Annotated in this window: 10 protein-coding genes; all 10 read right to left on the reverse strand. The window is 47.7% G+C overall.

Annotation, left to right across the window (positions count from 1 at the left end; genetic code table 11):
* Positions 1–869: plasmid recombination protein (locus H8S62_RS17550; RefSeq protein ID WP_186920423.1), on the reverse strand; the 869-nt coding region annotated here is incomplete at its 3' end.
* 289 nt (positions 870–1,158) lie between these two features.
* Positions 1,159–1,350, reverse strand: a complete 192-nt coding sequence (locus H8S62_RS18775; RefSeq protein WP_430393581.1) for a hypothetical protein — start codon at positions 1,348–1,350, stop codon at positions 1,159–1,161.
* 20 nt (positions 1,351–1,370) lie between these two features.
* Entirely contained in the window at positions 1,371–1,535 is a 165-nt protein-coding gene (locus H8S62_RS18780; protein WP_430393582.1) for a hypothetical protein, read from the reverse strand.
* 315 nt (positions 1,536–1,850) lie between these two features.
* Positions 1,851–2,588, reverse strand: a complete 738-nt coding sequence (gene erm(B) / locus H8S62_RS17560) for a 23S rRNA (adenine(2058)-N(6))-methyltransferase Erm(B) (RefSeq protein ID WP_002292226.1) — start codon at positions 2,586–2,588, stop codon at positions 1,851–1,853.
* The gene (locus H8S62_RS17565) at positions 2,545–2,739 is read right to left on the reverse strand and encodes a zeta toxin family protein (RefSeq protein ID WP_430393583.1); all 195 of its coding nucleotides are present in this window, start codon (positions 2,737–2,739) and stop codon (positions 2,545–2,547) included. Before H8S62_RS17565 ends, erm(B) begins: the two co-directional genes overlap by 44 nt.
* 40 nt (positions 2,740–2,779) lie before the next feature.
* Positions 2,780–3,262 (reverse strand): hypothetical protein, encoded by a 483-nt coding sequence (locus H8S62_RS17570; RefSeq protein WP_076917214.1) that lies wholly within the window; start codon positions 3,260–3,262, stop codon positions 2,780–2,782.
* Between the two features lie 33 nt (positions 3,263–3,295).
* Positions 3,296–3,574: a type II toxin-antitoxin system YafQ family toxin gene (locus tag H8S62_RS17575; protein ID WP_021632616.1), complete on the reverse strand. Its 279-nt coding sequence runs from the start codon at positions 3,572–3,574 to the stop codon at positions 3,296–3,298.
* A complete protein-coding gene (locus H8S62_RS17580) occupies positions 3,567–3,833 on the reverse strand; it encodes a type II toxin-antitoxin system RelB/DinJ family antitoxin (protein ID WP_033119556.1) in 267 nt (88 codons plus the stop codon). The genes H8S62_RS17575 and H8S62_RS17580 overlap by 8 nt, the downstream gene beginning before the upstream one ends.
* 255 nt (positions 3,834–4,088) lie before the next feature.
* Positions 4,089–5,540 (reverse strand): hypothetical protein, encoded by a 1,452-nt coding sequence (locus H8S62_RS17585; protein ID WP_199488597.1) that lies wholly within the window; start codon positions 5,538–5,540, stop codon positions 4,089–4,091.
* Between the two features lie 415 nt (positions 5,541–5,955).
* A partial coding sequence (locus tag H8S62_RS17590; RefSeq protein ID WP_480175948.1) for a hypothetical protein occupies positions 5,956–6,453 on the reverse strand: 498 nt, incomplete at its 5' end.

Raw genomic sequence — 6,453 nt, forward strand, 5'->3', positions numbered from 1 at the left:
AGCTGCTCGACCTGATCCACCGTCACGCCCTTTACTGCCCCTGTGAGCGTCTTTTCCGGCTGAATATCATGCAGGGGTGCATTTACCCTGTCAGCCTCCTTTAAGAGCCGCACAGTGCCTTTCAGAGCGTCCCGCTGCCGTTCCAGCTCAGCAACCTCCCGCTCTACTGCCGCTGTCTGCTGCTGCACCGCTTCCAGCCTCGCAGCCGCTTCCTTGAACTGCGGCAAGTCCATGTGCGGTCTGTTCGTGCCGAGAGAGATAATTTCAAAATCGTGCCGCTGGGCGATCTCCGTCAGAGCTTCTTTCTCCCGTTCCATCCACGCCGCCCATTCGGTCTGCTTTCTGCCGACACCGACAAACCCCTGCTGCTTCAATGCCTGTTTCATAGATACCCTTGTAGAAAGTCCTCTTGACTGCTCCGTTGCCACAGGGATAAAATCGACATGGAGATGGGGCGTTGCCTCGTCCATGTGCAGCACCATATTGAACACCCGCAGATGGGGGTTGCGTTCTGCAAAAGACTCCGCAAAATCTTTCAGAGCTGCCGCCGCCCGTTCTCCGTCCGGCGTACCGCACCCACAGTCGCTCATGTTGCCGATCTGGAAGATCGCTTCATGGAACAGCTTTTCCTGTTTACTCTGCCGGATATGCTCATAGTAGTCCGGTATCTTATCTCTCGTTTTGGTTTTCTTTGCGTTGTAGGCTGCGAGAGCTTCATCAAAGACCATATGATAGACCTGCTTCAGATCCTCGTTGCAGAAAACAATGTTCTGCTCCGTCCGGCTCCGGTCTACATTCGCCGCTGAGAAGCTGCGGTTGTTGTGCCGGATGCTCCCTGCACCTGTCATACCCGAAATCGTAACTCCCATAAAATCGCCCCCTTTCCGCTTATTCTTCCGTCCTCTATTTTATCATAAATTTCCGCTAAAAACAACCTCTTTGTTACTTTCTGGTGAGAAAGTAACGCAAAAGCACTTTCACACCGCCACCCCATCGGTGCAGCGGTGTGAAAGTGCTTTGCGCCCCTAAAGGGGAGGGGTTGCCGGAGCTGCTTCACTGCCGGCTCGTGCCTGCTGCTCTGCCAGCTCCGGAGGGGCGCTGCCCCTGCCGTCTGCGGACGGCTCCCCGACCTTCATCCCACCGATAAACTGGAATTGTCTAAAATAGTAAGGCCGTACCGCTTACTATTTTTTCTTTTACTGCTGAAACAGTATCTTTGATTGAATGCGTAGTTGTATCTATAACATTTAATTCATAGATTCCTAAATTGGAAAATTGATTCCACATTGTTTCAACTAATTCAATATTTGTTTCTCTGTCTAACTTTGAGCGTTCGATAGCTCGCTTCATAGTTTCTTCTTTACTTGCCCTTAGTGTACTTCATAATGCTCTTGAACAATGTTGAGCCACGGCTCTAAAAACCACGGTCCTACAATGCCATCTACAATTACATCATATCCACCACGAGCATATCGCTTCGCAGCTTCTAAAAACGCTTCAATGACAATCAAATTTTGCTCATTTGATTCTGGCAAATGCGGTGGTAATCACTCCTTCTTAATTACAAATTTTTAGCATCTAATTTAACTTCAATTCCTATTATACAAAATTTTAAGATACTGCACTAAAACGATTTTTTTAATACAATATTGTTGCCACACTTAGGACATTTTCCTACAAGGGGTCCCGAGCGCTTAGTGGGAATTTGTACCCCTTATCGATACAAATTCCCCGTAGGCGCTAGGGACCTCTTTAGCTCCTTGGAAGCTGTCAGTAGTATACCTAATAATTTATCTACATTCCCTTTAGTAACGTGTAACTTTCCAAATTTACAAAAGCGACTCATAGAATTATTTCCTCCCGTTAAATAATAGATAACTATTAAAAATAGACAATACTTGCTCATAAGTAACGGTACTTAAATTGTTTACTTTGGCGTGTTTCATTGCTTGATGAAACTGATTTTTAGTAAACAGTTGACGATATTCTCGATTGACCCATTTTGAAACAAAGTACGTATATAGCTTCCAATATTTATCTGGAACATCTGTGGTATGGCGGGTAAGTTTTATTAAGACACTGTTTACTTTTGGTTTAGGATGAAAGCATTCCGCTGGCAGCTTAAGCAATTGCTGAATCGAGACTTGAGTGTGCAAGAGCAACCCTAGTGTTCGGTGAATATCCAAGGTACGCTTGTAGAATCCTTCTTCAACAATCAGATAGATGTCAGACGCATGGCTTTCAAAAACCACTTTTTTAATAATTTGTGTGCTTAAATGGTAAGGAATACTCCCAACAATTTTATACCTCTGTTTGTTAGGGAATTGAAACTGTAGAATATCTTGGTGAATTAAAGTGACACGAGTATTCAGTTTTAATTTTTCTGACGATAAGTTGAATAGATGACTGTCTAATTCAATAGACGTTACCTGTTTACTTATTTTAGCCAGTTTCGTCGTTAAATGCCCTTTACCTGTTCCAATTTCGTAAACGGTATCGGTTTCTTTTAAATTCAATTGTTTTATTATTTGGTTGAGTACTTTTTCACTCGTTAAAAAGTTTTGAGAATATTTTATATTTTTGTTCATGTATTGCCCCTTTACTCAAATAATGATAAAAGTCATCTGTGTGCATATGCACAGACTTTTCCAAATCTGATTCTTTTGCAACAACAGATGCCGTTGTAGTTTTTCCTGTCCCCGGCGCACCTGTGATTACAATAATTCTACCTTGATTCATCTATATTTTACCTCCACAAATTCCCGATTTGTCGTTCTGTTTAGTCCCCAAAGAACCTACTAAACCAGCTACGCTTTTGAACCGGTTCTGTCTCACGCTCCGGCTGATCGGCTCCGGACTTGCCGGAAAGAAGCTGCTGATGCATTGTCCCAGCATGGAGAGCCTGGGCCGCTGCCGCAGTCTGCTGTGCCGTCACCAACGCCGAGCTGACCTCCGCCAACCTTGCGTTCAGTTCCTCGATCTGCTTGTCCTTTACAGCAAGTTGCTCGCTTTTCCGGTCTAATTCTCCCTGCAGCATAGCGATCAAAGTGGTTTCGCAAGTTTCGCAACTTGCTTTCGCCTGTTGCGAAACTTGCTTTCGTTCAACACCTAAATAATGCTGATATATGGCGGTTTTTTGACTTTCGCTGATTGCGAAACTTCCTTTCGCATCTTTCGCAACATGGTTTCGCCTACACCATGCACGAACTGCCTGTTCCGACACGCCACATTCTATTGCAATTTCCGTTATTACACCCGCCAAATATCATCACCACTCTTTCATCCGGAGTTAATCTCAAAACAAATCGCTATGAGATCCCGTCCTTATCAATTTCAAAATCAAAGTCTGCCGAACAACTTTATAGACCAACAGCCAGTCCGGCTCGATGTGACATTCTCTCATGTCCTTATAATTTCTGGAATTAGTGAGAGCATGATCTCGATACGCCTCCGGCAACGGCTGCTCGTTACACAACAGCGTGATCACTTCCTCCAACTTCTTCGGATCGCAGCCTCTCTTGATCGCAAGCTTGTAATCTCGTTTGAACTGCCCCGAAAACTCCGGCTTAAGCATTCAGCGCCTCCATCAGATCTGCAACGCTATCAAACGGACCATACATATCCTCTCCCTTTTCTGCCGCCTCCATCGCCGCATAGGTAACAGCATTCGGCTCGTCAACCTTGACTTCAAAGGGAAGTCCATGACACCTAAGTGCCTGTCGATAAAAAATACCCGTTGCCGTACTCAAATCCATTCCGAGGGACTTAAAGAGAGCTGCCGCCTGTGCTTTCAGCTCCGGCTCCATTCTTATCGTCATATTTCCTTTAGCCATAATAGCACTCCTTTCCTCGTCATTTTTAGCTTGCACTAATATTATATTCAATATTCGTGACATTTGCAAGTGCATTGCAAATGTTTTTTTGCAACTTTTCTATGAACAGTGCTTTCTATATGCTAACACCGCAGCGTGTACATTTAGGGGGTGAAAAAGCCTTATTTCGCGCGGTTTTCAAGCCTCGTTTTCGGTGGGGTAATATAAAAACCCTTACCCGCCCCGAAAACGCCTTGTAGGGCGTTTCTGGGGCGTTTACAGCCCTTTCTTAAATTCCTCCACCAACAGATCGCTCAAAGCCTGTGATGGGCGTATTTTGACCGTTATATGCCCCTCCGGTACGGTGTCCCACCATTTGCGGATCGTTTTCGGATCAAGTCCGGTGTCCCTATGACAATCGGCCTTGCGTCCCTCTGGATGCTCCTGCCGCCACGCATAGACTTGCGCTTTCTTTTCTTCTGCCCCTTTTCTTCTCCATGTGCCGCCAGGATAATCCACTTCCTGCACCGCCCTTGCTCTTTTCAAATGCTCTTTCTGTGATCTACCATTCCTCTTGTTGCGCTCGATGCGAACATCGGTCAGAGCTTCAATATCGGAAATCGTGAAATTGTAATACTCCTTGTCGTAGGCTTCCAGCGCACTCCGTATATCTTCCTCGGTCAATGCGTTCTCATGCTTCACCATCTGCAGATCATCAAAAGCCTCTTTCATATCCTGCCGGAGCTGCTGCTTCGACACACCGCATTTGTAAGCATAGATAGCAAGGCACATCAAAAAGAAATACCGATGCCCGCCCTTTATCTCTCCGATCTGCCGCAGCCACCAATGGTAGAGCGCATACGGATCATCACCATGCACCTTTCCGGCAATATCCCACTTCTTGCGTCCTTTCTCGCCTCTCACAACAACACGCTCATACCACTCCGGATATGCCTCCCTCGCCTCAGCTCGTGTCATTTTGGATGGGCTGAAAGGCTTATTGACATCCACCCTGTTTTCTGGCTTTGCGTAGGCGTTCAGATAATCCAGCGTTACCCGTTCTCCGGTACGGAAAGCGACCAGCTCCGTCCCATGCTTGTCATTGATGCTGCCCACCATGCGGAAGCTCTGATTGATGGATTGATACTGGATCGCCTTGACCTGCGAAGTGCTGCCATACTCCCATAGCCGGAAAGTGAGGTCATATTTCAGACTTTTAAGCTGAATTTTTATATTCGGGTATAGGTCAATCGGCTGCTGGAAAACATAGTAGATATGCAGCCCTGTCCCCGACAGAACAAGGAAAGTCGGCATCGGCAACCGGCGCACTCGCTCCGGATCGCCGCCAAAGCGCAGAAAGAGGTTGCGCAGCTCGGCAAGACCTACGCCATCCAGATCGAAGATCAGAGCATACATCCGCTGGGCGTTCTCCAGCCTGTTCTCCTTTCTGCGATATGCAAGACCGCTGCACAAAGTAAGGCTGTTCCCCTCGACAAACTCCATGTAATCCTGTTCCCATGTGTCGTTATACATCTTCCTGCGCCGGAGCTTCTTATCCTCGCTCTGTTCGTCCCGATACAGATACACAGCGTTCGGATGGGAAAAATCCGTGTGCCGTTCTCCGGAGTTCTCATTGTCCGGAAACAGCTCTTTATAAAACTCATAGCCTCCGACCTCCGGATATTGTGCGCTCAAATACTCGTAGCAGCCTCGATAATTCTCGGTCATATTACCACCTCACAAAAGAAAAAGTACCAAAAAGAAAATCCGCTGCGGCGGGGATCGCCTGCGGGCGGGAAGGGGGAAAAGGGGGAGCAAAAGAGCGGCGGCTACGCCGCCTTAAAGAGAAAGTCACCTCCCCCTTTTCCCCCTCGCTGCGGGGCATTGAAAGTGCCGCCACTATGGAAAACCCGATGGGTTTACCACAGTGGCTTGGAAAACCTCTAACGAGGTTTACCACACTTCCAACACCCCTCCGCTCACCCCCCTTTTCCCCTCCGACTTTCTCCCTTTCAGAGAGAAAAAATATAGGTTGGGAGTACCCTTACAGGGGGCTTAGATTATCAATACAGCAATTCCCTATTTTCAGTTGTTATTATAGCCTGTCCGAAAGAGATTTTCAAGCCCTCCGGACAGGCTTCTTTTACAGCTCCATGCCGCCCATTCCTCGCTGGTGCTGCTGTTGCTCCTGCTGCTGTCCAATCTCCGGATCGGGCAGCAGCTCCCTCGCCTTTTCAAGCAGAGGACGCAGACGCTCCGGCAAGTGTTCTTCCAAGAAGTCCAGCATCCGACCGATGCCGTCCGTCAGACGCTCGGTGAAGCTGCGTTCCTCCTGCAGCTCGGATTGCAGATAATAGTTTTCATCGCGCAGCCTCCGGTTTTCCTGTTCAAGCCTCTGCTGCCGCTGCGCTTCTTCCAGCCGCTTCTTCATGGACGGCACCTGTGACCGCAGACGGGTGTTTTCCTCCGTCAGCTCCTGTACCTTGTGCCGATCCGTCACGCTGCGCAGTGCCATTTTCTTTAGCTGCTCGACCTGATCCACCGTCACGCCCTTTACTGCCCCTGTGAGCGTCTTTTCCGGCTGAATATCATGCAGGGGTGCATTTACCCTGTCAGCCTCCTTTAAGAGCCGCACAGTGCC

The sequence above is a fragment of the Lawsonibacter faecis genome (assembly GCF_014287675.1).
GTDB classification, from domain to species: Bacteria; Bacillota; Clostridia; order Oscillospirales; family Oscillospiraceae; genus Pseudoflavonifractor; species Pseudoflavonifractor faecis.